Source organism: Acinetobacter sp. AOR41_HL, assembly GCF_027854645.1.
Classification (GTDB): Bacteria; Pseudomonadota; Gammaproteobacteria; order Pseudomonadales; family Moraxellaceae; genus Acinetobacter; species Acinetobacter nosocomialis.
Map to the genome: position 1 here is coordinate 142,629 of NZ_JAKTHZ010000009.1, position 26,955 is coordinate 169,583.

At 41.5% G+C, this 26,955-nt stretch carries 23 protein-coding genes, 2 tRNA genes and 3 rRNA genes; 19 read left to right on the top strand and 9 right to left on the bottom strand.

Annotated features, from left to right (window positions below; genetic code table 11):
* Window positions 1–109 precede the first annotated feature (109 nt).
* Both MKL35_RS02190 and MKL35_RS02195 read left to right on the top strand, forming a co-directional pair.
* A complete protein-coding gene (locus MKL35_RS02190; RefSeq protein ID WP_022574311.1) occupies window positions 110–748 on the top strand; it encodes a TetR family transcriptional regulator in 639 nt (212 codons plus the stop codon).
* 136 nt (window positions 749–884) lie between these two features.
* Entirely contained in the window at window positions 885–1,532 is a 648-nt protein-coding gene (locus MKL35_RS02195) for a TetR/AcrR family transcriptional regulator (RefSeq protein ID WP_002050537.1), read from the top strand.
* Window positions 1,533–1,610: 78 nt separating this feature from the next.
* Here the strand turns inward: MKL35_RS02195 and MKL35_RS02200 are convergent, their stop codons facing one another.
* Entirely contained in the window at window positions 1,611–2,228 is a 618-nt protein-coding gene (locus MKL35_RS02200; protein ID WP_022574310.1) for a thiol:disulfide interchange protein DsbA/DsbL, read from the bottom strand.
* A 179-nt stretch (window positions 2,229–2,407) separates the two neighbouring features.
* On the opposite strand from MKL35_RS02200, the gene ubiG reads away from it, so the two are divergent.
* From ubiG to MKL35_RS02260, 12 genes are all read left to right on the top strand, one after another.
* Window positions 2,408–3,121: a bifunctional 2-polyprenyl-6-hydroxyphenol methylase/3-demethylubiquinol 3-O-methyltransferase UbiG gene (ubiG, locus tag MKL35_RS02205; protein ID WP_270912727.1), complete on the top strand. Its 714-nt coding sequence runs from the start codon at window positions 2,408–2,410 to the stop codon at window positions 3,119–3,121.
* The gene (locus MKL35_RS02210) at window positions 3,118–3,819 is read left to right on the top strand and encodes an HAD family hydrolase (RefSeq protein ID WP_212285437.1); all 702 of its coding nucleotides are present in this window, start codon (window positions 3,118–3,120) and stop codon (window positions 3,817–3,819) included. Before ubiG ends, MKL35_RS02210 begins: the two co-directional genes overlap by 4 nt.
* Before the next feature lie 65 nt (window positions 3,820–3,884).
* Window positions 3,885–4,631, top strand: coding sequence for a YciK family oxidoreductase (locus MKL35_RS02215; RefSeq protein ID WP_004706106.1), 747 nt, complete (start codon window positions 3,885–3,887; stop codon window positions 4,629–4,631).
* Window positions 4,632–4,847: 216 nt separating this feature from the next.
* Complete coding sequence (locus tag MKL35_RS02220) at window positions 4,848–5,258, top strand: RcnB family protein (protein WP_004706109.1); 411 nt, start codon at window positions 4,848–4,850, stop codon at window positions 5,256–5,258.
* Between the two features lie 223 nt (window positions 5,259–5,481).
* A complete protein-coding gene (locus tag MKL35_RS02225) occupies window positions 5,482–5,811 on the top strand; it encodes an RcnB family protein (protein WP_002050532.1) in 330 nt (109 codons plus the stop codon).
* A gap of 120 nt (window positions 5,812–5,931) precedes the next feature.
* Window positions 5,932–7,287 carry an amino-acid N-acetyltransferase gene (gene argA / locus MKL35_RS02230; protein ID WP_002050496.1) on the top strand — a complete coding sequence of 452 codons (1,356 nt, stop codon included), beginning with the start codon at window positions 5,932–5,934 and terminating at the stop codon, window positions 7,285–7,287.
* 333 nt (window positions 7,288–7,620) lie between these two features.
* Window positions 7,621–8,589 (top strand): sulfonate ABC transporter substrate-binding protein, encoded by a 969-nt coding sequence (locus tag MKL35_RS02235; RefSeq protein ID WP_032011752.1) that lies wholly within the window; start codon window positions 7,621–7,623, stop codon window positions 8,587–8,589.
* A 71-nt stretch (window positions 8,590–8,660) separates the two neighbouring features.
* A complete protein-coding gene (locus MKL35_RS02240) occupies window positions 8,661–9,644 on the top strand; it encodes a sulfonate ABC transporter substrate-binding protein (protein ID WP_032011753.1) in 984 nt (327 codons plus the stop codon).
* Window positions 9,645–9,671: 27 nt separating this feature from the next.
* Window positions 9,672–10,847: an FMNH2-dependent alkanesulfonate monooxygenase gene (gene ssuD / locus MKL35_RS02245; RefSeq protein ID WP_270912737.1), complete on the top strand. Its 1,176-nt coding sequence runs from the start codon at window positions 9,672–9,674 to the stop codon at window positions 10,845–10,847.
* Window positions 10,844–11,641 (top strand): aliphatic sulfonate ABC transporter permease SsuC, encoded by a 798-nt coding sequence (gene ssuC / locus MKL35_RS02250; protein ID WP_032011754.1) that lies wholly within the window; start codon window positions 10,844–10,846, stop codon window positions 11,639–11,641. The genes ssuD and ssuC overlap by 4 nt, the downstream gene beginning before the upstream one ends.
* A 13-nt stretch (window positions 11,642–11,654) precedes the next feature.
* Window positions 11,655–12,455 carry an ABC transporter ATP-binding protein gene (locus MKL35_RS02255; protein WP_000183286.1) on the top strand — a complete coding sequence of 267 codons (801 nt, stop codon included), beginning with the start codon at window positions 11,655–11,657 and terminating at the stop codon, window positions 12,453–12,455.
* A 259-nt stretch (window positions 12,456–12,714) separates the two neighbouring features.
* The gene (locus tag MKL35_RS02260) at window positions 12,715–13,335 is read left to right on the top strand and encodes a TetR/AcrR family transcriptional regulator (RefSeq protein WP_002050490.1); all 621 of its coding nucleotides are present in this window, start codon (window positions 12,715–12,717) and stop codon (window positions 13,333–13,335) included.
* Window positions 13,336–13,370: 35 nt separating this feature from the next.
* Here the strand turns inward: MKL35_RS02260 and MKL35_RS02265 are convergent, their stop codons facing one another.
* Together MKL35_RS02265 and MKL35_RS02270 are read right to left on the bottom strand one after the other, a co-directional pair.
* Window positions 13,371–13,937, bottom strand: a complete 567-nt coding sequence (locus tag MKL35_RS02265) for a 5'-methylthioadenosine/S-adenosylhomocysteine nucleosidase family protein (RefSeq protein WP_001090743.1) — start codon at window positions 13,935–13,937, stop codon at window positions 13,371–13,373.
* Between the two features lie 80 nt (window positions 13,938–14,017).
* Entirely contained in the window at window positions 14,018–15,151 is a 1,134-nt protein-coding gene (locus MKL35_RS02270; protein ID WP_106479599.1) for a TDT family transporter, read from the bottom strand.
* Between the two features lie 208 nt (window positions 15,152–15,359).
* Here MKL35_RS02270 and ribF point away from each other — a divergent pair, with 208 nt between their 5' ends.
* From ribF to MKL35_RS02295, 5 genes are all read left to right on the top strand, one after another.
* A complete protein-coding gene (gene ribF / locus MKL35_RS02275) occupies window positions 15,360–16,361 on the top strand; it encodes a bifunctional riboflavin kinase/FAD synthetase (protein ID WP_032011757.1) in 1,002 nt (333 codons plus the stop codon).
* A gap of 61 nt (window positions 16,362–16,422) precedes the next feature.
* The gene (gene ileS / locus MKL35_RS02280) at window positions 16,423–19,260 is read left to right on the top strand and encodes an isoleucine--tRNA ligase (protein WP_032011759.1); all 2,838 of its coding nucleotides are present in this window, start codon (window positions 16,423–16,425) and stop codon (window positions 19,258–19,260) included.
* Complete coding sequence (lspA, locus tag MKL35_RS02285) at window positions 19,253–19,783, top strand: signal peptidase II (protein WP_001133879.1); 531 nt, start codon at window positions 19,253–19,255, stop codon at window positions 19,781–19,783. Before ileS ends, lspA begins: the two co-directional genes overlap by 8 nt.
* A gap of 1 nt (window position 19,784) precedes the next feature.
* Window positions 19,785–20,267 carry an FKBP-type peptidyl-prolyl cis-trans isomerase gene (locus MKL35_RS02290; RefSeq protein ID WP_032011760.1) on the top strand — a complete coding sequence of 161 codons (483 nt, stop codon included), beginning with the start codon at window positions 19,785–19,787 and terminating at the stop codon, window positions 20,265–20,267.
* A 133-nt stretch (window positions 20,268–20,400) separates the two neighbouring features.
* On the top strand, window positions 20,401–20,943 hold the full coding sequence (locus tag MKL35_RS02295) for an NADPH-dependent FMN reductase (protein WP_004711221.1): 543 nt from the start codon (window positions 20,401–20,403) through the stop codon (window positions 20,941–20,943).
* A 45-nt stretch (window positions 20,944–20,988) separates the two neighbouring features.
* On the opposite strand, the gene MKL35_RS02300 is transcribed toward MKL35_RS02295, so the two are convergent.
* The 6 genes from MKL35_RS02300 to MKL35_RS02325 all read right to left on the bottom strand — a co-directional run bounded on the left by MKL35_RS02300 (window position 20,989) and on the right by MKL35_RS02325 (window position 26,781).
* Window positions 20,989–21,300, bottom strand: coding sequence for an ankyrin repeat domain-containing protein (locus MKL35_RS02300; protein ID WP_006581418.1), 312 nt, complete (start codon window positions 21,298–21,300; stop codon window positions 20,989–20,991).
* Between the two features lie 151 nt (window positions 21,301–21,451).
* Window positions 21,452–21,566 (bottom strand): 5S ribosomal RNA (rrf, locus tag MKL35_RS02305).
* Between the two features lie 179 nt (window positions 21,567–21,745).
* Window positions 21,746–24,636, bottom strand: a 23S ribosomal RNA gene (locus MKL35_RS02310).
* A 340-nt stretch (window positions 24,637–24,976) separates the two neighbouring features.
* Window positions 24,977–25,052, bottom strand: a tRNA-Ala gene (locus MKL35_RS02315).
* A 55-nt stretch (window positions 25,053–25,107) separates the two neighbouring features.
* Window positions 25,108–25,184 (bottom strand) — tRNA-Ile (locus MKL35_RS02320).
* Between the two features lie 59 nt (window positions 25,185–25,243).
* Window positions 25,244–26,781, bottom strand: a 16S ribosomal RNA gene (locus MKL35_RS02325).
* The 16S, 23S and 5S rRNA genes sit together here with 2 tRNA genes alongside, the layout of an rRNA operon.
* Window positions 26,782–26,955 lie beyond the last annotated feature (174 nt).

Sequence of the window (26,955 nt, forward strand, 5' to 3'; positions counted from 1 at the left end):
ACACTATATTTATAAGTGTTCACTCAGTCAACACTTGTTCACTATTTTTTTTATGAAAGTTTGCTCTTTTTTGTTAGACTTTGGCTCACGGTTTAAATAGGTTTTTTTAATGTCGATACGAGATGAACGAAAACAGCAAAGTCGTCAGGCACTTCTCGATGCAGCCTTGCATCTAAGCACGTCTGGGCGTTCGTTCAGTAGTATTAGTTTGCGTGAAGTTGCACGTGAAGTAGGTTTAGTACCAACTGCGTTCTATCGTCATTTTCAAGACATGGATGAACTTGGGAAAGAATTGGTTGACCAAGTTGCCCTACATTTAAAAAGCGTTTTACATCAACTCGGCCAAAGTTATTTACAGCACAAGTCTGCTAAAACCCAAACCAGCATTGAGCTATTTGTGCAGGCAGTGAACCATAGCCCTAAACAGTGGCAATTTATGATTGCTGAACGTTGGGGAGGTTCCGAAACCGTTCGTGCAGCCATTGCTAGAGAAATTGAATTTTTAATTGAAGATCTAACAACAGATCTGACTAAACTCGAAAATTTTAAACATATTCAAAACCCTCAAGACTTAAATGTCTTATCTACCATTTTGACTAATATGTCATTTACATGGGCAATGACATGGCTCAACCTCGCCAAACAATATCAAGGTGAGCAGCTCAAACAGCAACAAATTGCCTTTATTGAAAATGCGTCTACACAAGTTCGCTTACTGTTTAGAGGCATTGCCAACTGGGAACGGTAAAACTGGCAAATGACAAAAAACAGGTTATGTGTTAATACGTAAAGAGTGAAAGAAAAAGGCTAAAATTTCGAGAAAAGTCTTTTTCTTTTTACAGGAAGTAAACTATTCGTTAGGCCAAACTGGTGTGGGAATACCTATGAATCTTGATCGTCATACACAATTTTTGATGCGCAAAGAAAAAATTCTAAGCGTTGCAGAAAAATTGTTACTAGAAAACAATCAGGAAATTACTCTAGATGAATTAGTGGCCGAGCTAGATATCGCAAAAGGTACGCTTTATAAACACTTTAGAAGTAAAAATGAACTTCTGCTTGAACTCATTATTCAAAATGAAAAACAAATTTTAGAAATTTCTCAAAAATATAATACTGATTTCAAAGAGTATGCTCCGCGTTACATGCTCCATCATTTGCTCACACCGGGAAAAACGATTTTATTGCATCAGCTTGAAGAAAATCTGACGATGACAGAGTCTAAGTTGAAGCACCTTTTTGAAGAGCTGTATGAAATCCGTCAGCAACGTATTTTAGCGATTAAAGATATTACAGAAAGTTATTTAAAATCATTAAATTATGACATGTCGATTCGTGACTATTTATCTTATATCTGGTCACTGACTTACGGTGCATCACTACTTTTAAATTCGACTTATTATCAGCGCTCGATTGGTTCTCGCCAAAAATTGATTAATTTATATATTAATCAGGCGTTGTCGTTACCCACCCAAACCACCAATTTTGATGCGTTAAATTTTCAGATTGAAGATGAGAATTCTCAAAATTAATTGAATGATTTCGTGATTATGAAATAAATTTTATAAAAAAGGGCTTCTGATGAAGCCCTTTTTCTAACGCACTCAAAATTATTTTGCTTTACGTTCTTTCTCAATTAAGTAATTAAGTACTTGAGTAACTTTACCATCTTCACCCTGTACAACATACTTACCATTTACCACTACAGCAGGAACGCCTGTTAATTGGTACTGTTGAGCAAGTTTATTTGACTCGGCAACTTTTGCAGTTACTGCAAATGAGTTGTAAGTGCTATTAAATTTTTGTTCAGGCACACCGTAACGAGTAAAGAATTTAGCCGCAGAAGCCTGATCAAAAATCTGCTGACCATTCACCTGAATTGCATGGAATAATGGTAAATGCGTGCGCTTACGTACGCCTAATGCCTCAGATGTATAGTAAGTACGTGCCCCTTGTTCCCATACTTTGTTCATAGCAGCTGGCGTACGTACGAAACGTACATCGCTCGGAATCTGTTTTAACCACTCTTGCATATGCGGTTCAAGTTTAAAACAGTGCGGACAACCATACCAAAAGAACTCACGAACTTCGATTTTCCCCGGTACTTCCACTTTGCCTGGATTGGCAATTACGGTGTAGTCTTTACCAGCAACGAAATCTGCTGCCATTGCACTACCCGATACGGCCATAATTGCTGCACTCAAACCACCCAAAACCAAATTTTTCATTGTTACAGCTTTTCCTCTAAGTTGTTATGCATTAGCTTATGCCCTAAATATAAAACAAATATGCTAAATTCGTTTTGCTTCTGTGAAGTTTTTTATTGGGTTTATCGCTTTTTTCCCAATAATCGCTACACTAACAGCGAACTACATCAAAAAGATAACCCAAGTTTAGAGGTAGCACCATGTCGCAATTGAATGTTGATTTACAAGAAATCGCAAAATTTGAAGCTCTTGCTGCCAAATGGTGGGATCAACATTCTGAATTTCGCCCACTCCATCAAATTAACCCATTACGTTTAAATTGGATTGATGAACGTGCTGGTGGTCTTGCTGGTAAAAAGGTGCTTGATGTTGGCTGTGGTGGCGGTATTTTAGCTGAAAGCATGGCGCGCCGCGGTGCAGACGTACTCGGCATCGATATGGGTGAAGCGCCTTTAGCCGTAGGCCGTTTGCATGCTCAACAAGAAAATGTTCAAAATATTGAATATCGTCAAATTCCAGTTGAAGAGTTGGCGCAAGAACAAGCAGGCCAATATGATGTGGTCACTTGCATGGAAATGATGGAACACGTTCCAGACCCAGCATCCATTGTTAAAGCATGTCAGACATTGGTTAAACCAGGCGGCCATGTGTTCTTCTCGACTATTAACCGTAACCCGAAATCTTATTTATTTGCCATTATTGGTGCTGAATACGTACTGCGTATGCTACCAAAAGGTACGCATGATTATCACAAGTTTATTCGCCCGTCAGAAATGGCACATGACATTCGTGATGCAGGTTTAACTTTAAAAGAAATGACAGGTTTGCACTACAACCCAATTACGAAGCGTTATTGGTTAGCACCAAATGTTGATGTTAACTATATGGTTCATACAGTAAAGACAGGTGCATGATGAAAGCTGTTTTATTTGATTTAGACGGCACTCTCATCGATACCGCTGCCGACTTTATTCGCATTATTCAACAAATGTGTCGTGATGCAAGACGCCCTGTTGTAGAAGCAGACCTTATTCGCACTCAGGTGTCTGAAGGTGCACGCGCCATGGTCAAATTGGTCTATCCAGAGCTGGATGTAACCAATCCAATCTTCTTGGCACATCGACAAAATTTTTTAGATATGTATGGCAATAATATTGTCGTCGATACAGATCTATTTGAAGGGATGTATCCGCTTTTAGAAGAGTTAGAAGCTCAGCAAATACCGTGGGGTATTGTCACCAATAAACCACGTGGTTTAAGTGAATCTCTTCTAGAAAAGCTAAACCTGACTGAACGCTGTGCAGTTTTAGTGTGTCCGGAAGATGTTTCTAAAACTAAACCAGACCCGGAACCGATGTATTTGGCTGCAAAGCAGTTAAATATTCCAGCAGATGAAATTATTTATGTGGGCGATCACCCACGTGATATTGATGCTGGTCGCAATGCCAATATGTATACCATCTTGGCAGCATACGGCTATTTACCTATCGAACATCGTGATGATTTAGCCGCGTGGCAAGCCGATTCGATTGTAAATACGGTGACAGAATTACACGAGATGTTACGTCAAAAGCTTCCTGCTCTACAGGAAAATCAGCGTATGATAAGTTAACACAAGAGTTTTACAGGCTTTTTTAACGGTTATTTATATCAGTATAAAAAGAAGGAGGTTTACCAATGAAATATTCAGAATATCAACCTCGTCCAGATCTACTTAAAGATCGAATTATTTTAATCACCGGTGCAGGTGATGGAATCGGGCGAGCTGCGGCCCTCAGTTATGCTTTACACGGTGCAACTGTGGTTTTGCATGGTAGAACCTTAAATAAACTTGAAGTAATTTATGATGAAATTGAAGGTTTAGGCGCCCCTCAACCTGCAATTTTACCACTCCAGCTTTCGAGTGCTTCTGATCGCGATTATGACTTTTTAGTCAATACGTTAGAAAAGCAATTTGGACGTCTAGATGGTATTTTGCATAATGCCGGTATTTTAGGTGATCGAGTAGAACTTGCCCATTATCCAGCAGAAGTGTGGGATGATGTGATGGCAGTCAATTTACGTGCACCTTTTGCGCTTACTCAAGCCTTACTCCCACTTTTACAAAAATCAGATAACGCTTCTGTTGTGTTTACCAGCTCTGGCGTAGGTCGCGAAGCACGTGCACTTTGGGGTGCTTATTCAGTATCTAAAGTCGCGATTGAAGCTGTGAGCAAAATTTTTGCAGCTGAGCATACTTATCCAAATATTCGCTTTAACTGCATTAACCCAGGTGCAACACGTACCGCAATGCGTGCTAAAGCTTATCCTGAAGAAGATCCAAAAACATTACCAACACCAGAGTCAATCATGCCAGCTTATCTCTATTTAATGGGTGAAGATAGCCTGACGCTCAATGGTCAAAGTATTGATGCACAGGACTAAATAACTATAGATGAAAAGCTAAAATAAATTACGGCCGATCATCACATCTGGCTTGGCTATACCTGAAAAGATATATACAAGCCTTTTTTATTATTGATAAAACACTGGATTTATCCGTAATTTTAATTGAAGCATTAAATGATCTTCACAGTTTCTCTGCATTTTGCGCGTACAGTATTCAACATGAGAGACATCAGATGTAAACGAGGATGCATCATGAAAAAGTTGTTCACCATCTTAGCCCTTAGCATAACTGTACTGACCACCAGTATGGCAAGCTTTGCTGATCCTCCATTTGACCGAGGACATGGCCAGAAAGGACCTAAAGGTGGGCCTCGTGGTGAATGGAATGATCGTGGGCATAAACATGACCGTGACGATGATGAAGATCGTTTTCGCGATGAGCGTCGTATGCGCGAAGAACGCGGTTTTGAGCGTCTAAAGCAACATCGCTGGCAGCCAGGCTATGTTATGCCACAGCATTATCGCGGTAATGGCTATAAGGTCGACTATAGAGACAATAACTTACCTAAACCAGACCGTAATCAACAATGGTACAAAATCAATAATGACTATATTTTAGTTGACACAGATTCTAATAGCATTGTTAGCATTCGTGGTTTATAAAACTGATAGCTCCTCACTCATCAGTTAGTAAAAAAGGATAAAGCCCATCGGTTTTATCCTTTTTTATTTTTATATCAATAAGATATTAAAAATTTATATATTCTAAATTTCTTCTTATTTCATAGATATTTTTCACATTTATTGTTCTTAGTCTTCACGATTTATCTGTAATTCTTCACTAATCTTCAATTATCGAAATTTAATTTATCATTCGAGGTTCATTATGAAAAAACTAACAACAGCAATTGTTCTTTCAATGAGTGGTTTAATCGCATCAACAGCGATGGCTGCACCAAATGATCATGACCATCATGATAACTACCGAAACCATGACGTCAGACCAGTCAAAGTAATTCATAAAGATGATCGTGCCAATATCTGGCGAGAAGGCCAAGTCGTACCACATGAATATCAGCACCCACGTTATGTCATCGACTATCGCACGCATGATAAATTGACTAAGCCTGGACGTTTTCAAAAATGGTATAAAGTGAACGGTAACTACGTACTCGTAAATGAGCAAAGTCATAAAATTATCAAAGTGATTCGTTAATTTAATAAACCAACAAACACCCAAATGTAATTTGGGTGTTTTTCTATCTAATACATGCGACTTTAAGCTTTTTTGTTTAGAATCATCTTTATATCTTTTTGCTGTTGATTCGAGATCGGTATGCCAACTAAGTCTTTAGAGAAATCACATAATAACACCCAACATTATGTACATTGGTTCCGACATTCAGCACCTTATATTAATGCCCATCGCGATAAAACTTTTGTTCTAATGTTCGGCGGTGAAGCAGTTCGCGATCCTAATTTTGAACACATTATCCATGATATTGCTTTATTGCATTCACTTGGTATTCGCTTAATTTTGGTCCATGGCGCACGTCCACAAATTAATCAAAACCTTAAAGATAAAGGTATCGAAACTCCTTTTTATGACAATAGCCGTATTACCACACGTGAATCATTAAGTTGTGTCATGAGTGCTGTCGGTTCTATTCGTTTAGAAATCGAAGCATTGTTATCTATGGGCTTAGCTAACTCTCCAATGTACGGTGCTCGCATAGACGTCGTATCAGGAAACTTCGTAACAGCTAAACCTTATGGTATTCGTGATGGTATGGATTTTCAGCTTACAGGAGAGGTTCGTTCCATAGACACCGACGCGATTGAACGCCATCTTGATAACGATAATATTGTTTTACTTGGTCCAACTGGCTATTCAACCACAGGTGAAGTATTTAATTTAAGAGCTGAAGAAGTTGCAACGAAAACTGCAACCTATTTAAAAGCAGATAAATTAATATTTTTAGGTGAGCAACAAGGTTTGCTCAATGAAGAAGGACAATTATTGCGTGAATTAAGTCCGCATCAACTTGACTACTATATTCAACAATACCAAACCACCAGTCCAACTCTAACTCTACATTTAGAAGAAGCAAAAAAAGCTTCTCTGTCGGGTGTACATCGTGTTCATTTAATTTCATATGCCTATGATGGCGCACTCATTGAAGAACTGTTCACACGTGATGGTGTGGGTACCATGATTACCGATGCACATTATGAAGAAGTTCGTATGGCGCATATTCAAGATGTTGGCGGCTTAATGAACTTATTACGCCCGTTAGAAGAAGAAGGTATTTTGGTTTATCGTTCACGTGAACGTTTAGAGCAAGAAATTAGCCAGTTTGCGGTTATTGAACGAGACGGTATGATTTTGGCCTGTGCTGCTCTTTATCCGATTCCAACGGAGTTTAACGAAACTCGTTCAGCAGAAATTGCTTGTGTAGCAGTACACCCAAGTTATCGTAAATCGAACCGTGGTAGCCAAATTTTGCAATTCCTTGAAGAAAAGGCAAAACAACAAGGCATTCGTCAATTATTTGTTTTAACAACCCGAACTGCACACTGGTTTTTAGAACATGGTTTTCACCAAGTCACCGTTGATGAGTTACCAAATGCCCGTCAGGCACTTTATAACTATCAAAGAAATTCTTTAGTCTTTAAAAAATTGCTTCCTTAGTCTTTGCATTTTTTTAGATATTCTTATTTCAGATAAGCTTAGTCCAAAAAGTACAACCATAAATACGATTAATGTATGGTTGTACTTTTTTTAAATCATTAAATTTTATTCTTTTAATATTTTTCTTTTTATTTACAAAGTCTTAAAAACAATTTTCTAAATATTATTTTATTTAATAAATCTTTTTTTTGCATAAGTTTATCGCCGAAAGTTTTTAGCTTTTTTTTGCATAAATAAAGACCGAATACTTATTTTTTATGGAATAAAAATCCCTTTAGGGTATCTGCTCATCCAATTATTTTTCTTTTTCTCTTTCGGGGAGCACAAAACCACATGGCACTTTTTAATTCCACTTCATGGGCAAAATATTCAGTCATTGCTGCCAGCCTTGCGGGAGTGATGATGCTAGGTGGTTGTGCCAAAAAAGAGGAACACACCACCACAACTCTAAATATTGGATACCAGAAATATGGCATCCTTCCTATTCTAAAAGCACGTGGTGACTTGGAAAAAGCACTAAAAGACCAAGGTGTACAAGTGAAATGGGTTGAGTTTCCTGCGGGACCTCAATTACTTGAAGGTCTAAATGTCGGAAGCGTTTCATTGGGTGAAGCAGGCGAAGCACCTCCTATTTTTGCTCAAGCGGCCAATCCCAATTTAGTCTATGTTGCAAACCAACCGGCTGCACCAAAAGCAGAAGCATTATTGGTACAAAAGGACTCTCCTATTCACTCTATTCAGGATTTAAAAGGCAAACGTGTCGCACTGAATAAAGGTTCGAATGTTCACTATCTTTTATTAAAAGTTTTAGAAGCAAATCACTTGAGCTTAAGTGATATACAACCTGTTTATTTACCACCATCAGATGCGCGTGCAGCCTTTGAAAAAGGAGCTGTCGACGCATGGGTGATTTGGGACCCGTTCTTTGCAGCAGCTGAACATCAAATTCAAGCTCGTGTTTTAGCGACTGGTGAAAATTTGGTGAGCAATCATCAGTTCTACTTGGCTGATCGTAAATTTGCAGAAAGTAATCCGAAAGTACTCAACACTGTTGTGCAAACACTAAATCAGACAACTGAATGGGTCAGCACACACCAAGATGAGGCTGCCAAATTACTCGAAAAACCTACGGCACTTGAGTTTGATGTACTCAAAACGTCCATTTCACGTATGGGTTTTGGAGTTCAGCCAATATCTGACAAGGTCGCCCAAGAACAACAATATGTAGCCGATGCCTTTTATGCGCAAAAGCTCATTCCAAACAAGCTCACCATACAAGAAGCCATTTTAAAAATGAAATAAACCTAGCTTTGGCACAGCTTAAATAACGATATAAATGCTGTGCCTTGCCTTAAGGGAACAAGGATATCAATATGCAAGATCAGTCATTATTTAATAAGAGTCAGTGGACTCAGTTAGTTAAGCGCTTTAGCGCACTCGCTGTATTTGGTTTAACAATCGCAGCGCCTGCTTGGGCAATTGACCCAACTGTAAAAGAACTGCGTATCGGTTTCCAAAAAAGCTCGATTAATTTTGCAATTGCCAAGCAACAAAAACTATTTGAACAAGAATTTCCGAATGCCAAAATCACTTGGAATGAGTTCCCCGCTGGCCCTCAAATTTTAGAAGCTTTGGCTGTTGGCTCACTCGATGTTGGCGTTACTGGAGACACGCCACCAGTCTATGCTCAAGCCGCTGGCAAGCCTTTATATTATATTGCTTATGAAGCAGCTAAACCTTTAGCGTCGGCAATTTTAGTTCCAAAAAACTCACAGCTTACTCAACTTAAAGACCTGAAAGGCAAACGTATTGCGCTACAAAAAGGTTCTAGCTCACATTACCTACTTGTACAGGCTGTGCGGAAAGCGGGCTTAAAATGGAGCGACATTACGCCAATTTGGCTCACACCTGCCGATGCTCGCGCTGCATTCCAAAAAGGTGCCGTTGATGCATGGGCAATTTGGGATCCTTACTACGCTTCAGCACAATTAGAAGACCAAGCTCGTGTTCTTGCATCTGGTAAAGGCCTAAGCCCGAACTATACCTTTTACTTAGCCGCTCCAAATTTTGTTAAGCAATATCCAAAAGCTGTTTCAGGACTCATCAAGCAGATCAATCAAGCTGACAAATGGGTCCAAAGCCATCAAGCCGAAACAGCAAGTGCGATTGGCCAAAGTACAGGCTTAAAACCTGCAACTAGTGATTTATTCATTAAACGTCGTCCACGTCCATCAGCAGCAGCTCCTCTTAACAGCAAAGTTATTGCTGAACAACAGCAGCTTGCAGACATCTTTACTCAACAAGGCATCATTCCAAAACCAATCAGCATTAAACAAGCTGTTTGGGGTGCCAAGTAATTTCATATAGACATATAGGTAATGCACATGAAAATTTTCTGGTTTATTCCTACCCACGGTGATAGTCGCTATTTAGGTACAAGTAAAGGCGCTCGTCAGGTTGACCATGCCTATATGAAGCAAATTGCTGTGGCAGTAGATAATTTGGGTTATGAAGGTGTACTTATTCCAACGGGCCGTTCATGTGAAGACCCATGGATTACGGCGGCGAGCCTGATTGATGCAACTCAGCACCTTAAATTTTTAGTTGCGTTACGTCCGGGTGTAACAACACCAGCTTTAGCTGCGCGTATGGCTGCAACTTTTGACCGCTTGTCCAATGGTCGGGTGTTACTCAACTTGGTAACAGGTGGCGATGAAGCAGAACTACGCGGTGACGGTTTATATGAAGATCACTCAACGCGTTATCAAACTGCCAATGAATACGTAAAAATCTGGCGCGAAATTTTGACTCGTTCACATACAGGTGAAGCTTTTACATTCCACGGCGAACGCTTACAAGTCGATGATGCAAAACTACTTTATCCACCTGTTCAAAAACCTTACCCACCTCTTTGGTTTGGCGGTTCTTCTGACGTCGCGGTCGACCTTGCGGCTGAGCAAGTGGACACTTACCTGACTTGGGGTGAACCGCCAGCGGCCGTGAAAGAAAAGATCGAACATGTTCGTGCAAAAGCGGAGGCTAAAGGCCGTAAATTAACTTATGGCATTCGCTTACATGTCATTGTTCGTGAAACCAACGAACAAGCATGGGCAGCTGCTAACGAACTGATTCAGTATCTAGACGATGCAACTATTGCTGCAGCACAGAAAAAATTTGCACAAATGGACTCTGTAGGCCAACAACGTATGGCCGCGTTACATGGCGGTAATCGAGACAAACTTGAAGTCTCTCCAAATCTTTGGGCAGGTATCGGTATAGTCCGCGGTGGTGCAGGTACAGCACTTGTCGGCGATCCAGAAACCGTTGCTGCACGTATTCAAGAATATGCAGATTTAGGTATCGATACCTTTATTTTCTCAGGCTATCCACACCTTGAAGAGTCAATCCGTTTTGCAGAGTTAGTATTCCCATTATTACCAATCGAGACCCGAGCTAAACTTGCTCAGCCAAACTTAACCGGACCATTCGGTGAAATCATTGCCAACAACTATGTTCCGGACGAGAAGAAACAAAATAGTTCCGTCAAGGAGCCTGCATGAGCAAAGATATAAATATTGTTTCACGTGGAACGAAACAAGTCGGGCAGCGTCTGCTGCCTTGGATTTTCCCGATTGTTCTATTGGTTGTTTGGCAAATCGCATCGAGTTCAGGCCTTTTAGAAAATCGTATTCTGCCGGCTCCTACGGCTGTCGTTTCTGCTTTTTGGCATCTACTCATTAGCGGCGAGCTTTGGCAGCACGTTAAAGTCAGTGCAGGACGAGCCTTACTCGGACTATTTATTGGTGGTGGTTTAGGTTTGCTATTGGGTCTGCTCAATGGGTCTTCACGTTTCGCCTCTACCCTGCTCGATACAACCTTGCAAATGATTCGTAACATCCCAGCATTAGCACTTATTCCACTGGTTATCTTGTGGTTCGGTATTGATGAAACAGCCAAATTATTTTTGGTGGCGGTCGGAGTCTTCTTCCCTATTTATATCAACACCTATCACGGTATCCGTTCAGTCGATCCACAATTAATTGAGATGGGAAAAAGCTATGGTCTTTCACGTTGGCAGCTTTACAAAGAAATTATTCTACCGGGTGCGATGCCTTCTATTTTAGTCGGTTTACGTTTTGCATTAGGTTTGGTTTGGGTGTTGCTCATTGTAGCTGAGACTATTTCAGCACAAGCAGGTATCGGTTACATGACCATGAATGCGCGTGAGTTTTTGCAAACAGATGTGGTACTCGTCGGTATTCTTCTTTATGCCCTATTAGGTAAGTTAGCCGATGTTTTTGCACAAATTTTGGAACGCTATTTATTACGCTGGCACGCGGGATATCAGAAATAAGGGAGCTTAGAATATGACAAATCTGAATTTAAATATTAATCAGAATGACGTAGAGCTCATTCCAGAAAATCATCCAGAGTCACAAGAACCTGTGGTAGGCGCAGAGATTCTGATTGAACAGCTTTATAAGTTTTATGGTGAGGTTAAAGTTCTTGAAGATCTTAACCTACATATTCAACCGGGCGAATTTTTAGCTATTGTTGGTCGTAGTGGCTGCGGTAAAAGTACCTTACTACGCTTAATTGCCCAACTTGAAAAAGCAAGTTTTGGTGAGATCAAGTTTAAATCTGCCCGACATTTGCGTGAAGGTATTACTAACGATGACATACGGGTTATGTTTCAAGACCCCCGCCTACTTCCTTGGAGAAATATTCTTCAGAACGTTCAACTTGGGCTACCAAAATCGCAACATGCTTTGGCAGAAGAATTATTAGAGAAAGTAGGTTTAAAAGAAAAAGCGGGACAATGGCCTTCACAGCTCTCAGGTGGCCAACGTCAACGTACTGCCCTAGCCCGTGCGTTATCTCATACTCCCCGTATTTTATTATTAGATGAACCTTTGGGTGCATTAGACGCGTTAACTCGTCTTGAGATGCAAAGCTTGATTGAGCGCTTGTGGAAAGAGCAAGGTTTTACTGCCATTTTAGTCACACACGATGTAAGTGAAGCAGTGCAACTGGCTGACCGTATTATATTGTTAGATAAGGGTCAGATTGCTCAAAGTTTTCAAGTTAATTTGCCGCGTCCACGGAAAAAGAGCATTACTTTTGCTCAGCTTGAACAACAAGTACTCGATGCCGTTTTAGCCACTTAAGGTTGAGATGAGTAATGAGAACCATTCAACCGAAAATGCCCAATTAACGAGCAATAAAACTGATGATTTATTGCTCTTTTTTAGGGCGAAGATTAAAAAATATTTTTAAGAATAACAATAAACTAGTGAATCTCTCTATTTTTTGCACAATAGTATATCTATTGCTCAAATAACTATCCGTTTTTTCACTAAAAAAGTGAGACACCTGTGCACAAATCAAACGATTTACCTTACAATGGGAACACTATCTTTTTAATTTATGCAGCAAATGGAACAAAAGAAGAGTACCCAAAAGCGCAATCAGCTTCTTGCTGCCGCCCTTGATGTGTTTTCACTATATGGGTTCAGTGGCGCAAGTCTGGATGAAATTGCCCAACTCGCTGACATGCATAAGTCGAATATTTTCTATTACTATGAAAATAAAGAGTCTTTATATGTGGAAGTGCTGACCACAGTTTTACAAAAATGGCTAGCTCCCTTACAAACCTTAGAAGCTGAGTTAGAACCAGCCGAAGCCTTGTCTCACTATTTAATTCAAAAAATCGAACTTTCTCGTAGCCAACCAAAAGCTTCGCGACTATTTGCTTTAGAAATTATTCAAGGGGCACCGCATATTTTGCCTATATTGAAAGGGCCCTTGAAAAAGCTATTTAAGCGCAAAGCTAAGGTTATTCAGACATGGCAAGAAGAAGGAAAAATTTCACCGGATATCGACCCGGAGCTTTTAATTCTCAATATTTGGGGGCTTACGCAAAATTATGCCGATTTTGCGACTCAAATGGAAATGGTAACCGGGAAAACTCTTCGTAACCGCAGTATGTTCCAGCGCTCAATTGAGCATACAGTACATATGATGCTCTACGGCGTATTACCTCGCTAAAATAAAAAAGATCGGCAAATTTGCCGATCTTTTTTTTAGAAATGATTTTGATAAAGAGCCAAGAGTTTTTGTGCACCCAATAATAAGTTTTCTTCCCAATCTAAATGGGCCGTATCATCTGCCCCATCAGTAATATATTTCACCGAAATTAAACGTACACCTAACTTGTGGCAAACTTTTGCTAGCGCATAACCTTCCATATCGACCACATCACAAGCGACCTTCGGCTGACCCGTTTCAAATGAGTCCCCTGTCCCGCAAATTCCTTTTGGTAAATCCGCAAAATGCGTTTGAAGATGAATTTCAGCAGCCAAATGGTCATCTAACGGCGTTACCCCAACTTCAAATCCTAAAGGTGAAACATCCATATCACGTTGTACAAAAGTTTTTATTTCTACTAAATCATGCCGATTAAAAGATGAACTTCCAGCTGTACCTAAGTTAATTAGAGTTTTACAGCCTGTTTTTTGAATAACTTCAAATGCTTTAAAAGCAGCGTTGATTTTACCTATACCACTGTAATGGACTTCAATACCTGCTTGCTCAAATAAACCTTTAGATTCATTGGGAAGTGCCATAATTAAAGCGGTATCTGTGTTCATTCAAAAAGCTCAAATCAGAGTTAATAAAATTAGAAAATAAGTATAAATCAGGTACAAAAGTTTTTTGCACCTTTTCACCTTTACTGCATTCTTTGTTGTAAAGCCACTAAACATGGCGAAAAGAACAGCTTGCCACTATATGCGCCAGCTAAGGTTTTCTTCATTACTACGCTCCACATTACAAGTAATAAAATACTGAATGCCACAGCAACGTATTGTAGAAATATAACTTCAACCTGATGACTTAGATTAAATAAAGCCAAAATAAACACACCAAATGGGAAAGTTAAACCCCACCAACCCAAGTTAAACGGAATACCTGTTTTTGCATGACGAAGTGTTGTTAAAATCGCAAGACCTAGCCACCATAACCCGAACCCTAAAAGTACCAGACTACCCACAACGCCTAATGCTTGAAATACATGGGTAAACTCAGAAAAGCCAACATTTACCAATACTCTTTTTGCCTGTTCACCTAGCAACAATAGACCTAAAGCACCTGTGCCAATTGGGCCTAAAGATAACCAGCTAGAAATTGCGACTTCTTTTTCCGGTAACTGATGCAAAGCCATACGCAACATTAAAATCGTTAAAATGGCAAATGCAGGTAATACAGAAATTCCCCAGAGTACATATCCCGCTAACAATAAATGAAAGCTGTGAAAATCTGCTGGTAAATGTGCAACCAACATGCCCGCAGAGCTTGCCGCGACTTCACAAGCAACAACAGGTAACAACCAAATTGCAGTCATGGTATGTAGCTGATGATTCTGACGGCTAAACATGCAAAACGGCACAATCCAAGCAATTGCTAACGCTAAAAAGACATCGATATACCATAAAGCTTGAGCAATATGGATTGCTACTTCACCATAAAGCCCGATTCCGAAGCTTAAAAAACCATTTAGTATGGTTGCAAGCCCCATCGGTATAGCGCCTAAAAACAAGCTCATATTTGGATGATTAAATACTTGCTTCGCTTCATGAGGGAAAAGAAACCATCGCAATAAATAAAGACCTGAAAAAACACTAAATAGAACAATATTAAATTGCCATAACAGTGTAGCCAGCATAAATAAAAATGATTTGGCAAATGGAAGCTGAATTAAAATCATACTAACCACACCAGTACCCATAGTTGCTGTAAACCAATTTGGGGTAAAATGCCGTATAACATCTTTACTTTGATTTAATTGGTAAAAGGGTCTTTTCATCTTAATTCTCTAATCAAAGAGTGGATGAAACTATAGTAGGATAAATTAATAATAAGAAAAATTGATTTATTTTTATTTAATTCATCAATTTTTCAGATATAACAGATATTCATATTGAAAAATACCTGAGTAAAAACACAACAACAAGACGAATCTGTGAGATTATGGCAATATATAGCCCTTGCAAAAATAGCCATATTTTAAGTTCATGAAACTGCTACGTCTTAATGCGTTATCGCCCAATTTCCAGTTGCCGCAAACAGCGGTAACTATTGGTAATTTTGATGGTGTCCATTTAGGTCACCAAGCGATGATTGCTCAACTGAAAAAAATTGCTGCAGCACAAGGCTTAAAAACATTGGTCATGATTTTTGAGCCCCAACCGCTTGAGTTCTTTAAAGGCTACGATGCCCCGCCTCGTATTAATTCATTACGGGAAAAAGTTGAATATCTAGCAGAACTTGGGGTGGATTACATTGCGGTTGCCAAGTTTGACCAGCATTTCCGTAGCATGAGTGCTTCTGAGTTTGCAGATTTATTAAAAGACAAATTAAATGCTCAAGCTTTGGTTTTAGGAGATGACTTTCATTTCGGCAAAGACCGTCAAGGTAACAGCGAATTTTTAAGAAATTACGGCTTTCAAGTCACAAATTTACATACGATTGAACTCGAAGGTGAACGCGTCAGTTCAACTCGTATTCGACAAGTGCTTCAAGTGGGTAATCTCGCTTTAGCAGCTAAATTATTAGGCCGTCCGTACAGTATTACCGGACGCGTTCAATATGGCGACCAAATTGGACGAACTTTAGATTTTCCAACGATTAATGTTCGTCTAAACCGCCATAAGCCTTGTTTAAATGGTATTTATGGCGTTGAAGTCATTTGCGAGACAACTTCGCTAACTCAAAAAGTGCTTCAGGACGACCCTGAAAAACCGGGAATTGCCGGATATCATGAAAACAGCCTTTATGGTGCAGGTCATGTCGGTACTCGCCCAGCCATCCAGCAAGAGCATCCAGAGTGGAGATTAGAAGTACATTTCCCTGATGTTTCTGCTAATCTGTATGGCTTATTTATGCGGGTGACTTTTCTTCACTATCTTCATGGTGAATTAAACTACCCTTCGCTTGAAGCACTTAAGGCAGGAATTGATAATGACGTGCAGCAATTACGACAATATCGTAACGACACGACACAATTTCCTTTTTAATTCGAATTTTGATTGTAAAACATGTCGGCTCCCAAGCTGATTAAACTGGAAGACAACTTGCATGAGCGATAAGCAAACTACTGAAAATGCAGTGGACTACAAAGCCACGCTAAACCTGCCGGATACTCAATTTGCAATGAAAGCAAATTTGGCAGTACGTGAAGTGAAATGGTTAGAAGAGTGGTATACCGACAACATTTATCAGCAGATTCGTGCATCGCGTATTGGCAAGAAAAAATATATTTTGCATGATGGCCCTCCATATGCGAACGGTACAATTCACTTGGGCCATGCGGTTAATAAAGTACTCAAAGACGTCATCGTAAAAAGCCGTACTTTGGCAGGTTTCGATGCGCCATATGTACCAGGTTGGGACTGTCACGGTTTGCCAATCGAACTAAAAGTTGAAGAAAAAGTAGGTAAAGTGGGCGAAAAAGTTGATGCAGCCACTTTCCGTAAACACTGCCGTGAATATGCGCTAAAGCAAATTGATTTACAGCGTACTGACTTTAAACGTCTTGGTATTTTAGGTGATTGGGATAATCCTTATCTCACCATGAACTACAAACAAGAAGCCGATATCGTTCGTGCTTTAGGTTTAATCCAAAAAAATGGTCATATCCAGCCCGGCTTAAAGCCAGTGAACTGGTGTATGGACTGTGGCTCAGCACTTGCTGAAGCTGAAGTTGAATACGAAGATAAAAAATCAGACGCAATTGACGTTGGTTTTGGCGTTGTAGATTTAAAAGACTTAAGCGCTCGTGTAAATGTAGATGTTCAAGATCCAACTGATATCGTGATCTGGACCACTACACCTTGGACATTACCTGCGAACCAAGCAGTTGCATTGCATGCCGAAATTGAATATCAATTGGTACAAGTGATTACTGAACGTGGTAAGCAAAACTTTATTCTTGCTAAAGACCTAGTTGCTTCTGCAATTGAGCGTTACAAGCTTGAAAACCCAGTTGTTTTAGCTGACTTCACTGGTTCAGCTCTTGAAAACCTTACTTTACAACACCCTTTACTTACCGATCGCCAAGTTCCGGTTATTTTGGGTGAACACGTTATCGCAACAAGCGGTACAGGTGCTGTACACACTGCGCCTGGCCACGGTGCAGATGACTATAAAGTAGGTCTTCAATACAACCTTAAAGTTGAAAACCCAGTGGGTGGTAACGGAGTTTACTTACCAACTGCACCAATCTTTGCTGGTGAGCACATCTATAAAGCTAATCCAAAGATTATCGAAGCTTTAGGTGCTTTAGGTCGCTTATGGGCTCATCAACCGATTAAACACAGCTATCCACATTGCTGGCGCCATAAAACTCCTATTATTTTCCGTGCTACACCACAATGGTTTATCAGCATGGATCAAAAAGGTTTACGTGACGGTGCGCTTAACGCGATTGAAAACGATATCGAGTTTGTACCGAACTGGGGTAAAAACCGTATTGAATCAATGATCGAAGGCCGTCCGGACTGGTGTATCTCACGTCAACGTACTTGGGGTGTGCCAATTCCTTTCTTCGTTCATAAAGATACGAATGAATTGCACCCTCGTACGCCTGAACTCATTGAAGAAGTTGCAAAACTTATCGAACAAGAAGGTATCGATGCATGGTTTAACCGTGATGCAAAAGACTTCATTGGTGAAGATGCTGAACAGTACAATGCTGTTCGTGATACGCTTGATGTATGGTTTGACTCTGGAACAACACATTACGCTGTACTTGAGCAACGTGAAGAATTAGAAAGCCCTGCTGACTTATATTTAGAAGGTTCAGACCAACACCGTGGCTGGTTCCAATCTTCTTTATTAACCTCTATGGCAATTCACAACCGTGCGCCATATAAAGCCTTGTTAACTCACGGTTTTACAGTGGATGAAAATGGCCGTAAATTGTCGAAATCTTTAGGCAACTATATTCCGCTTGAAGAAATCATCAAACAACTGGGTGCCGATGGCTTACGTTTATATGTAGCATCTAGCGACTATCGCTATGAAATTGCAGCATCAAAAGAAATCTTTAGCCGTGTAAGTGATAGCTACCGTCGTATTCGTAATACGCTCCGCTTCTTGCTTGCAAACTTAAATGGTTTCAAACCAAGTACAGATGCTCTGGCAGTAGATGACCTTATTGCCCTTGATCAATACATCTTGCAACGTGCGAATGAAGTACAACAAACTATTATCGCGGCCTATGAAGAAATGAACTTCCATGTCGTGTGTAGCGCATTAACAAGCTTCTGTATTAATGACTTAGGTGGTTTCTACCTAGATATCATCAAAGACCGTCAATACACCACTAAGGCTGACTCACAAGCACGTCGTTCTGCACAAACAGCGCTTTACCATATCGTACAAGCATTTGTGCGCTGGATGAGCCCAATCTTAAGCTTCACTGCTCAAGAAGCTTGGCCACTTATTCCAGAACAAACTGAAAAGTATGTATTTACAGCTGAATGGTATGATCTACCTGTTTCATCAAAAGCAAACTTGCTTTCTGAAGCAGATTGGCAAACATTGATTAGCGTAAAATCTGCAGTAAATAAACAGATTGAAGCAGCTCGTAACGCTAAACTTGTCGGTAGTAATCTTTCAGCCAAAGTTGAACTTTGGGCAAATGAATCATTACAAACAGTTTTAAACCAACTGGCTGATGAACTCCGTTTTGTTCTTATTACTTCGCAAGTAGTAGTACATCCATTTGCTGAACAAGGTGAAGCAACTGAAATGGAAGGCTTACGTGTACAAGTATCTGCAGCTGAAGGTGAAAAATGTGCACGTTGCTGGCATGTCCTTCCTGATGTGAATACACACGCCGATCATCCTGGTTTATGTGGTCGTTGTATTGTGAACGTCACTGGTCGTGGCGAAGTGAGAAAATATGCCTAATTCACAAGCTAAAAAAGGCTTATTCCAGTTTTATCCGCACAACCTCATTTGGCTTGGACTTTCTGTCCTTGCCATTGTGTTGGATCAATGGACAAAATGGATTGCAAGTACACATCTGAACTACGCAGATCCTGTACCTGTACTTCCATTTTTAAACTGGACACTATTACATAACTATGGTGCAGCTTTTAGCTTTTTATCTGATGCTGGAGGATGGCAACGCTATTTCTTCACATCTTTGGCAGGCTTAGTTTCAATACTTTTTGTATTTTGGTTGCTACGTATGCCTAAAAAAATGGTGGTGCTACCTGTAGCTATCGCTTTAATTTTAGGTGGAGCATTAGGTAATTTAATTGACCGTATTACTTTAGGGTATGTGGTCGATTTCATTCATGTTTATTACCAAAATCATCACTTTCCAGCTTTTAATATTGCGGACAGTGCCATTACTCTAGGTACCATTTTGCTACTCATCGATACATTCTTCCTTGAGAAGCAAAGACCTAAAAATTCGGATGCATAATATGACCGAAATTATTCAACCTAATGAAGAAATTCGTATTACTGACGGTTCTAAAGTTGAACTACACTTTTCTGTTGCGATCGAAAATGGTGTAGAAATTGACAATACACGTAACCGTGAAGAGCCTGTTAGCTTGACTATTGGTGACGGTAACTTATTACCAGGCTTTGAGAAAGCATTACTTGGCTTACGTGCAGGCGATCGACGTACTGTACATCTTCCACCAGAAGATGCTTTTGGTCCTTGGAATCCGGAAAATATACAAACTTTTGATACGGTTAAATTCGAACAACGGCCTATTCCTGGTCACATGATCGAGTTTGAAGATAAAGCAAAAGCAACTTTATTTGGTGTTGTGAAGTCAGTGAATGATGATATTACTGAAATCGATTTCAACCACCCTCTAGCCGGCAAAAATATTACTTTTGAAGTAGAGATATTCAAAGTGACTCCAGCTGGTCAGCAAGGCATTAAGATCATGTAAAAAAAGCCCTCGATTGAGGGCTTTTTTATTATTTAACCTTTTATGGATGACATAAGAATCCTTACAAATTCTATATTCTCACGCTCTATGTAATGAATTAAGTTATAAAGATAAAAATCCTTAGGAAAAATATATGCTGGTCTATATCATCGTAGGAAGTGTCCGTGAAGGACGCACAGCTATTAAAATTGCCAATTGGTTAGAAACAGCAATTCCATCATTTAATCTAGAAGATTTTCAGACAGAAGTAATTGATTTAAAAGAGTGGAATTTACCGTTATTTTCAGGCTCACACCCACCTGCAACAGGTATTTATGATCAACCAAAACAACAAGAATGGGCAGATAAAATTGCCAAAGCTGATGCATTTATTTTTATTAGCCCCGAATACAATCATGGATATAGTCCAGCTTTAAAAAATGCTCTGGACTATGTAGGTAAAGAATGGAGTGGTAAACCTGCTGCATTTATTGGCTATGGTTCAACGAATGGTTCTCGGTCTATTAGCCAAATACGCCAAGTCACCTCAAGTTTAAGTATTGTTGACCCAAATGCTGTAATAGAAATACGAGATATCTTTAAACGCAATAAAGATGAAAAGTTTGAAGCCAATGAATTTGAAGTAAAAGCGCTTCAATCAATTGTTGAAAAGCTGCAAAAATATCATTTGTCTTAAATTGAACAAAAAGCCTCTTTTCCCAATAAAAGGGGCTTTTTAATTTTATAAACTTTTTAAATAATTCACTACGTCTGTATTCCCAGCCATTTCTGCTAGCTGTAGTGCTGTGTATTCGCTTTTATAAGCAACATGTGCCCCTTTTTCAACTAAGAGCTTCACTATCTCTAAATGGTCATTTTCAGCAGCTGCCTGTAGAGCACTATATCCCTCATCATCTGTCTGATTAGGATCTTCTCCATCTATTAGTAATTGCTTTACTTGCTCTAGATCACCTAAAGATGCCCAATAGATCAACTCTGGAAGAGAAAGTTCTTCATTATTTTCAGGTAATTGAGAGAAAGAATTAAATTTCACGAGATCACGCCCAAATAAAAAGCTTCTTCATTATATCTCTGAAGCAGGACAACCGTGCAAATCTGATTTTTAGTTATGTGTTTTCACTTTATTTCTTCGCCCATAAAAAAACACCCCGACCTCTTTTGAGATTGGGGTGTTTAGAATAATGAGCTGGCGATGACTTACTCTCACATGGGTAACCCCACACTACCATCAGCGCTAAGAGGTTTCACTTCTGAGTTCGGGAAGGGATCAGGTGGTTCACTCTTGCTATGGTCGCCAGCACAACTGTTTATGGATACTTGCTTTGGTCTTATTGACTGCCGAAGCGTTTTCCAAATCTTTACAGACTGGGCTGATTGAATCTGATTGTGTTCATTTTATCTAGTGGAATAACTAAATCAAGTTGCTTTGTAGATTTATGAATCGATTGATGCTTTATATACAACTGCTTGGGTGTTGTATAGTCAAGCCTCACGAGCAATTAGTATTGGTCAGCTTCACATATCACTATGCTTCCACATCCAACCTATCAACGTCCTAGTCTCGAACGGCTCTTTAGAGGAATAAATTCCTAGGGAAATCTTATCTTGAGGTAGGCTTCCCGCTTAGATGCTTTCAGCGGTTATCCCTTCCGAACATAGCTACCCGGCGATGCGACTGGCGTCACAACCGGTACACCAGAGGTTCGTCCACTCTGGTCCTCTCGTACTAGGAGCAGATCCTCTCAAATTTCCAGCGCCCACGGTAGATAGGGACCGAACTGTCTCACGACGTTCTAAACCCAGCTCGCGTACCTCTTTAAATGGCGAACAGCCATACCCTTGGGACCTGCTTCAGCCCCAGGATGAGATGAGCCGACATCGAGGTGCCAAACACCGCCGTCGATATGAACTCTTGGGCGGTATCAGCCTGTTATCCCCAGAGTACCTTTTATCCGTTGAGCGATGGCCCTTCCATACAGAACCACCGGATCACTAAGACCTACTTTCGTACCTGCTCGACTTGTGGGTCTCGCAGTTAAGCGCGCTTTTGCCTTTATACTCTACGCGTGATTTCCGACCACGCTGAGCGCACCTTCGTACTCCTCCGTTACTCTTTAGGAGGAGACCGCCCCAGTCAAACTACCCACCAGACACGGTCCTCGTCCCGGATAACGGGACAGAGTTAGAACCTCAACATTACCAGGGTGGTATTTCAAGGACGGCTCCATTGGAACTAGCGTTCCAACTTCAAAGCCTCCCACCTATCCTACACAAGTAAGGTCAAAGTTCAGTGTCAAGCTGCAGTAAAGGTTCACGGGGTCTTTCCGTCTAGCCGCGGGTACACTGCATCTTCACAGCGATTTCGATTTCACTGAGCCTCTGCTGGAGACAGCGCCGCCATCATTATGCCATTCGTGCAGGTCGGAACTTACCCGACAAGGAATTTCGCTACCTTAGGACCGTTATAGTTACGGCCGCCGTTTACTGGGGCTTCGATCAAGAGCTTCGCTTACGCTAACCCCATCAATTAACCTTCCAGCACCGGGCAGGCATCACACCCTATACGTCCACTTTCGTGTTTGCAGAGTGCTATGTTTTTAATAAACAGTTGCAGCGGCCTGGTTTCTGCGGCTGTCATCAGCTCAGGAAGCAAGTTCCATCACCAACAACAGCGTACCTTCTCCCGAAGTTACGGTACCATTTTGCCTAGTTCCTTCAGCAGAGTTCTCTCAAGCGCCTTGGTCTACTCGACCTGACCACCTGTGTCGGTTTCGGGTACGATTCCTGTGTAACTGAAGCTTAGAGACTTTTCCTGGAAGCATGGTATCAGCCACTTCGCTGTACAAGTACAGCTTGCTATCGGATCTCAGTATAGAGTACCCCGGATTTGCCTAAGATACATACCTACATCCTTCCACCTGGACAACCAACGCCAGGCTGACTTAACCTTCTCCGTCCTCTCATCGCATTACACAGAAGTATTGGAATATTAACCAATTTCCCATCGACTACGCCTTTCGGCCTCGCCTTAGGGGTCGACTCACCCAGCCCCGATTAACGTTGGACTGGAACCCTTGGTCTTTCGGCGAACGGGTTTTTCACCCGTTTTGTCGTTACTCACGTCAGCATTCGCACTTCTGATACCTCCAGCATACTTCTCAATACACCTTCATCGGCTTACAGAACGCTCCCCTACCACTTGACTAATGTCAAATCCGCAGCTTCGGCACATAGTTTTAGCCCCGTTACATCTTCCGCGCAGGCCGACTCGACTAGTGAGCTATTACGCTTTCTTTAAAGGGTGGCTGCTTCTAAGCCAACCTCCTAGCTGTCTATGCCTTCCCACATCGTTTCCCACTTAACTATGATTTTGGGGCCTTAGCTGGCGGTCTGGATTGTTTTCCTCTTGACTACGGACGTTAGCACCCGCAGTCTGTCTCCCGGATAGTACTCATAGGTATTCGGAGTTTGCATCGGTTTGGTAAGTCGGGATGACCCCCTAGCCGAAACAGTGCTCTACCCCCTATGGTATTCGTCCGAGGCGCTACCTAAATAGCTTTCGGGGAGAACCAGCTATCACCAGGCTTGATTAGCCTTTCACCCCTATCCACAAGTCATCCCCTGGCTTTTCAACGACAGTGGGTTCGGTCCTCCAGTTAGTGTTACCCAACCTTCAACCTGCTCATGGATAGATCGCCTGGTTTCGGGTCTATACCCAGCAACTAAACGCCCTATTAAGACTCGATTTCTCTACGGCTCCCCTATACGGTTAACCTCGCTACTGAATATAAGTCGCTGACCCATTATACAAAAGGTACGCAGTCACACCACGAAGGTGCTCCCACTGCTTGTATGCATGCGGTTTCAGGATCTATTTCACTCCCCTCACAGGGGTTCTTTTCGCCTTTCCCTCACGGTACTGGTTCACTATCGGTCAGTCAGGAGTATTTAGCCTTGGAGGATGGTCCCCCCATATTCAGACAAGGTTTCACGTGCCTCGCCCTACTCGTCATCATTATGTGTGCCCTTTCGTGTACGGGAATATCACCCTCTACGTTCGCACTTCCCAGAGCGTTCCACTAAAACACACATAACTTAATGGGCTGATCCCCGTTCGCTCGCCGCTACTGAGGGAATCTCAATTGATTTCTTTTCCTAAGGGTACTGAGATGTTTCACTTCCCCTCGTTCGCCTTGCAACACTATGTATTCATGTTGCAATACCTACCTTAAAGTAGGTGGGTTCCCCCATTCAGACATCTCCGGATCAAAGGATATTTGCCGCCTCCCCGGAGCTTTTCGCAGGCTATCACGTCTTTCATCGCCTCTGACTGCCAAGGCATCCACCACATGCACTTAATTACTTGACTATACAACCCCAAACAGTCGACGTTACCTACAAGTTAGTAACTTCAACATTTCAGTTTAGAGTACTGTGTATTTAAACACTGTACAGCTTCAATCTAAATTCATATACCAAAACGCTTGATTCAGTTAATTTGCTAGTTCTCAATTCATTCAGATTAATTGCTTAATCTAAACTCTTGAGTGAACAATTTATTTCAGACTCAATTTTGCCAATCTGTTAATGAATAAACATGCCTTCGTCAGGTCATGCTTAATACCGTGATACTTAAATCACAGAAGTTAATAAACCAAGACCGAAATCTCTATTTACTAATTTCTGTAATCCGAACTTATCTTAAGTTCTGGTGGAGACTAGGAGAGTCGAACTCCTGACCTCCTGCGTGCAAAGCAGGCGCTCTACCAACTAAGCTAAGTCCCCAGCTTACATCATCAGTCATGTATCTTTTATCTATAACTTTAACCAGTCAAAGTCATGGTGGGTCTGACAAGACTTGAACTTGTGACCCCACGCTTATCAAGCGTGTGCTCTAACCAACTGAGCTACAGACCCTCAGATACATCTATGAAGAACAACTTGTTGTGGATTCTTACCAATCGTCAATCTTTCGTTAAGGAGGTGATCCAGCCGCAGGTTCCCCTACGGCTACCTTGTTACGACTTCACCCCAGTCATCGGCCACACCGTGGTAACCGCCCTCTTTGCAGTTAGGCTAGCTACTTCTGGTGCAACAAACTCCCATGGTGTGACGGGCGGTGTGTACAAGGCCCGGGAACGTATTCACCGCGGCATTCTGATCCGCGATTACTAGCGATTCCGACTTCATGGAGTCGAGTTGCAGACTCCAATCCGGACTACGATCGGCTTTTTGAGATTAGCATCACATCGCTGTGTAGCAACCCTTTGTACCGACCATTGTAGCACGTGTGTAGCCCTGGCCGTAAGGGCCATGATGACTTGACGTCGTCCCCGCCTTCCTCCAGTTTGTCACTGGCAGTATCCTTAAAGTTCCCGACATTACTCGCTGGCAAATAAGGAAAAGGGTTGCGCTCGTTGCGGGACTTAACCCAACATCTCACGACACGAGCTGACGACAGCCATGCAGCACCTGTATGTAAGTTCCCGAAGGCACCAATCCATCTCTGGAAAGTTCTTACTATGTCAAGGCCAGGTAAGGTTCTTCGCGTTGCATCGAATTAAACCACATGCTCCACCGCTTGTGCGGGCCCCCGTCAATTCATTTGAGTTTTAGTCTTGCGACCGTACTCCCCAGGCGGTCTACTTATCGCGTTAGCTGCGCCACTAAAGCCTCAAAGGCCCCAACGGCTAGTAGACATCGTTTACGGCATGGACTACCAGGGTATCTAATCCTGTTTGCTCCCCATGCTTTCGCACCTCAGCGTCAGTGTTAGGCCAGATGGCTGCCTTCGCCATCGGTATTCCTCCAGATCTCTACGCATTTCACCGCTACACCTGGAATTCTACCATCCTCTCCCACACTCTAGCTAACCAGTATCGAATGCAATTCCCAAGTTAAGCTCGGGGATTTCACATTTGACTTAATTAGCCGCCTACGCGCGCTTTACGCCCAGTAAATCCGATTAACGCTTGCACCCTCTGTATTACCGCGGCTGCTGGCACAGAGTTAGCCGGTGCTTATTCTGCGAGTAACGTCCACTATCTCTAGGTATTATCTAAAGTAGCCTCCTCCTCGCTTAAAGTGCTTTACAACCATAAGGCCTTCTTCACACACGCGGCATGGCTGGATCAGGCTTGCGCCCATTGTCCAATATTCCCCACTGCTGCCTCCCGTAGGAGTCTGGGCCGTGTCTCAGTCCCAGTGTGGCGGATCATCCTCTCAGACCCGCTACAGATCGTCGCCTTGGTAGGCCTTTACCCCACCAACTAGCTAATCCGACTTAGGCTCATCTATTAGCGCAAGGTCCGAAGATCCCCTGCTTTCTCCCGTAGGACGTATGCGGTATTAGCATCCCTTTCGAGATGTTGTCCCCCACTAATAGGCAGATTCCTAAGCATTACTCACCCGTCCGCCGCTAGGTCCGGTAGCAAGCTACCTTCCCCCGCTCGACTTGCATGTGTTAAGCCTGCCGCCAGCGTTCAATCTGAGCCATGATCAAACTCTTCAGTTAAAATCATTTTGCACCTTATTTATAGACAAGGTGCCAATTCTGGCTCATCAATTACTGACTTAAATTTCGCTCAAATAAACTTCGAGTAATTTAAACCAATCAATCAATGAAAATTATTTCGATTAATCAATCAGTAAAAATCCACACAAGTTGTTCTTCAATTCTCTTAATGAT

Excerpts from the sequence above, each read along its gene's own strand:
- ubiG (WP_270912727.1), top strand. The coding sequence starts at position 2,408 with ATGTCGCAATTGAATGTTGATTTACAAGAAATCGCAAAATTTGAAGCT.
- MKL35_RS02260 (WP_002050490.1), top strand. The coding sequence starts at position 12,715 with ATGCAGCAAATGGAACAAAAGAAGAGTACCCAAAAGCGCAATCAGCTT.
- ssuD (WP_270912737.1), top strand. The coding sequence starts at position 9,672 with ATGAAAATTTTCTGGTTTATTCCTACCCACGGTGATAGTCGCTATTTA.
- lspA (WP_001133879.1), top strand. The coding sequence starts at position 19,253 with ATGCCTAATTCACAAGCTAAAAAAGGCTTATTCCAGTTTTATCCGCAC.
- ileS (WP_032011759.1), top strand. The coding sequence starts at position 16,423 with ATGAGCGATAAGCAAACTACTGAAAATGCAGTGGACTACAAAGCCACG.
- argA (WP_002050496.1), top strand. The coding sequence starts at position 5,932 with ATGCCAACTAAGTCTTTAGAGAAATCACATAATAACACCCAACATTAT.
- MKL35_RS02215 (WP_004706106.1), top strand. The coding sequence starts at position 3,885 with ATGAAATATTCAGAATATCAACCTCGTCCAGATCTACTTAAAGATCGA.
- MKL35_RS02235 (WP_032011752.1), top strand. The coding sequence starts at position 7,621 with ATGGCACTTTTTAATTCCACTTCATGGGCAAAATATTCAGTCATTGCT.
- MKL35_RS02270 (WP_106479599.1), bottom strand. The coding sequence starts at position 15,151 with ATGAAAAGACCCTTTTACCAATTAAATCAAAGTAAAGATGTTATACGG.
- MKL35_RS02290 (WP_032011760.1), top strand. The coding sequence starts at position 19,785 with ATGACCGAAATTATTCAACCTAATGAAGAAATTCGTATTACTGACGGT.
- MKL35_RS02190 (WP_022574311.1), top strand. The coding sequence starts at position 110 with ATGTCGATACGAGATGAACGAAAACAGCAAAGTCGTCAGGCACTTCTC.
- MKL35_RS02240 (WP_032011753.1), top strand. The coding sequence starts at position 8,661 with ATGCAAGATCAGTCATTATTTAATAAGAGTCAGTGGACTCAGTTAGTT.
- ribF (WP_032011757.1), top strand. The coding sequence starts at position 15,360 with ATGAAACTGCTACGTCTTAATGCGTTATCGCCCAATTTCCAGTTGCCG.
- MKL35_RS02220 (WP_004706109.1), top strand. The coding sequence starts at position 4,848 with ATGAAAAAGTTGTTCACCATCTTAGCCCTTAGCATAACTGTACTGACC.
- MKL35_RS02200 (WP_022574310.1), bottom strand. The coding sequence starts at position 2,228 with ATGAAAAATTTGGTTTTGGGTGGTTTGAGTGCAGCAATTATGGCCGTA.
- MKL35_RS02265 (WP_001090743.1), bottom strand. The coding sequence starts at position 13,937 with ATGAACACAGATACCGCTTTAATTATGGCACTTCCCAATGAATCTAAA.
- MKL35_RS02210 (WP_212285437.1), top strand. The coding sequence starts at position 3,118 with ATGATGAAAGCTGTTTTATTTGATTTAGACGGCACTCTCATCGATACC.
- MKL35_RS02225 (WP_002050532.1), top strand. The coding sequence starts at position 5,482 with ATGAAAAAACTAACAACAGCAATTGTTCTTTCAATGAGTGGTTTAATC.
- MKL35_RS02195 (WP_002050537.1), top strand. The coding sequence starts at position 885 with ATGAATCTTGATCGTCATACACAATTTTTGATGCGCAAAGAAAAAATT.
- MKL35_RS02295 (WP_004711221.1), top strand. The coding sequence starts at position 20,401 with ATGCTGGTCTATATCATCGTAGGAAGTGTCCGTGAAGGACGCACAGCT.
- ssuC (WP_032011754.1), top strand. The coding sequence starts at position 10,844 with ATGAGCAAAGATATAAATATTGTTTCACGTGGAACGAAACAAGTCGGG.
- MKL35_RS02255 (WP_000183286.1), top strand. The coding sequence starts at position 11,655 with ATGACAAATCTGAATTTAAATATTAATCAGAATGACGTAGAGCTCATT.